A 2,747-nucleotide genomic window follows, 5' to 3' on the forward strand; every position below is an offset into this window, starting at 1 on the left:
GTCGAAGCCGGTCTGGACCGTGCGGGTCAGGGTCTCGCCCCGCTCGCGCGCCTCCTTCATCCGGGCATTGTACCCGTCGATGTTGCGCACGCTGATCTTCGACATCTTCTTGTAGCGCTCCTCCATCTCGCGCACGGCCCATTTGAGGGCGATGACCGCCTTCTTCGGGTCGATGACGACGGGGGAGAGCAGGTGCGGGATGCCGTCGTAGACCGACAGCTCCAGCATCTTCGGGTCGACCATGATGAGGCGGCACTCTTCCGGCTTCAGCCGGTAGAGCAGCGACAGGATCATGGTGTTGATGGCCACCGACTTGCCCGAGCCGGTGGTGCCGGCGACCAAGAGGTGCGGCATGCGGGCGAGGTCGGCGATGATCGGCTCGCCGCCGATGTTTTTTCCAAGGCACAGGGCGAGCTTGTGCTTGGTCTCGACGAAATCGACCGAGGCCAGGAGCTCGCGCAGGTACACGGTCTCGCGCACCGGGTTCGGCAGCTCGATGCCGATCACGTTGCGGCCGGGGACGACGGCGACGCGGGCGGAGACGGCGGACATCGAGCGGGCGATGTCGTCCGACAGGCCGATGACGCGGCTCGACTTGGTGCCGGGGGCCGGCTCCAGCTCGTACAAGGTCACGACCGGGCCGGGGCGCACGGCCAAAATGTCGCCGCGCACGCCAAAGTCCTGCACGGTCTGCTGGAGGTTGAGCGCGTTCTGCTCCAGCTCGTCCGCATCGACCTCCTCGCCGTCGGGCAGCGGCGGCTCGGCGAGCAGTTCGAGGGAGGGCAGTTCGTAGTCGGCATTGCCGACGAAGGACGCCTCCAGGTGGCGGCCGGCGGGAATCAGCATCGGGCGCTCGGGCAGGATCGCCCGCGGACGGTGATCCGGGTCGGACTCGACGGCGGCGACGGGCTCGAAGGCGTCGTCCTCGAACGCGTCGACGAACTCGGAAGCGGTCTCCGGGACGGCGTCCGGCACCGTCTCGGCGGCCTCCTCGGCCGGCTCGGCCTCGGCGCCGGGCTTGGCGCGCAGCAGGACCGGGCGCGCGGGAATGGTCAGCGCCGCCATCTGCGCGGCAGGGGAGGGGGCTTGCGGGGCGGCCTGGACCGGAGCGGGGGCCGGGATCGGCTGCCTTGCCAACGGTGCCGCGGCGAAGGGGACGGCGACCGGTACGGGCGCCGGGGCGACGACTTGCGTAAAGACCGGGGCCGGAGCCGCGGCTTCCGGCTGCGCGACCGCCCCGGCGGCCAGCGGACGGGCCGGGCGGATCGCGGCGCGGGCGGCCATGGCGTTCGGCACAGGGCGCGCCGAGGCCGGGGCGGCGACCGGCTCGGCGATCTCGACCGCGGCTTCGGACGGGCCGAACCAGCCGTGCAGGGCCGACCAATCCGGGACGTCCGACCAGTCGGACGGCTCGGCCGGGACCGGCGGGATGAAGGGCGCGTACATCCCGAAGGCAGGGACCTCCTCCGCCACGACGGGGGCGGCGGCCTCATGGCGCGACGCCTCGACCGGGATCGCCTCGAACGCGGGCTGGGGCGAGGGCTGCGGCGCGGCCTGCGGGATCTGGACGACGGGCTTCGGCCGGCGATCGGGGGTGCGGAAGAAGCTCACGCCCGGCGGCGGCACGAACGGGCGGCGCCAGCTCGGCACCTCCGAGACGGCCTGCTCGGTGCGCAGCCGGGCGGCCTCGGCCTCCTCGGCGGCCAGCTGCGCCGCGCGCTCGGCGGCCTCATACTCCGCCGCCTCGCGGGCTCGCTGCGCCTCCAGCGCCGCGGCCTCGGCGGCGGCCCGGGCGTCGAGCAGGGCCTGGGCGTGGGCCTGCGCCTCGCGCTCGGCCTCCAGCGCCTGGCGGCGGCGCTCCATCAGGACGGTGTCGGGCGTGCGGGTGAAGCGCACCGATTCGGGCAGGGGCGCCTGCGGCACGCCGTAGGCGCCGCCCGGATTCGGGGAGTGGGAAACGGGCAGGGCGTGCGGCATCTGAACCGCGCCGGCCTCCGGAGCGATCGCCGCCGGGCGGCGCGGCGTGCGCACCAGGACGCCGGGGCCGGAGGCGCGGGGATCGATGCGGCTCTCGAACGGCATCTCGAGCGGGCCGTCGTAGGGCAGGGCCGGGGCGGGCCTCTCGAACAGCCCCTCCTCCCGCTCCTGCGTCCACGCCTCCGAGGCCCGAGTCTCCGATATCCAAGCCTCCGGTATCGCGGACTCCTGGGCGGCCGGGGCGCGGCCGAGCATCGCGCCGGGCGGCACCAGCCAGCTCGGCACGCTGCCCGCGTCGAAGCCGTCCGCGCCCGGAACCGGCAGGGCCGGATGCGGCAGCGCCTGCGGGAGCGCCCGCGGCGGGGCCGGGGGCGCGCCCGCGATGCGCCGGGCGAGGTTGGAGCGAAGGCTCATCAGCCGATGGGCGATGCCGCCGATCGACCGGTCCAGGCGGTCGCCGCCGCGGCTCGGCCGCGACGGATCTCGATGAGAGTAGGGAGGCCGTCCCGATGCGCGCATGATCTGTGAGATGACTCGAAACAAGGTCCGGCTCCTGCGGAGCGGTTCGAGCCCCAAGCTAGGCGGATCGTCGTTAACGAACGCTTGCCTCGGCCCCTTGCTCAGCCCCTTGCTCGGCCCCTTGCCCTGCCCTCCTCCGGACCGTTCCGCCTCCCGCCGTGCAAGCGCGGCGCGAACCGGATATCGTCGAGCGCGGTTGGCGCTTTAAGGCGTTTTCCCGAAGACCTGACGGAGGGCGGCGGCCCGGCGAC

General features: G+C 73.8%; 1 protein-coding gene. It reads right to left on the reverse strand.

Features of this window, described 5'->3' with window-relative positions:
- A partial coding sequence (locus tag MFF42_RS16295; protein ID WP_238256682.1) for a DNA translocase FtsK occupies positions 1–2,391 on the reverse strand: 2,391 nt, incomplete at its 3' end.
- Between the last annotated feature and the right edge of the window lie 356 nt (positions 2,392–2,747).

It is taken from the genome of Methylorubrum podarium (assembly GCF_022179745.1).
In the GTDB taxonomy this organism is placed as follows: domain Bacteria; phylum Pseudomonadota; class Alphaproteobacteria; order Rhizobiales; family Beijerinckiaceae; genus Methylobacterium; species Methylobacterium podarium.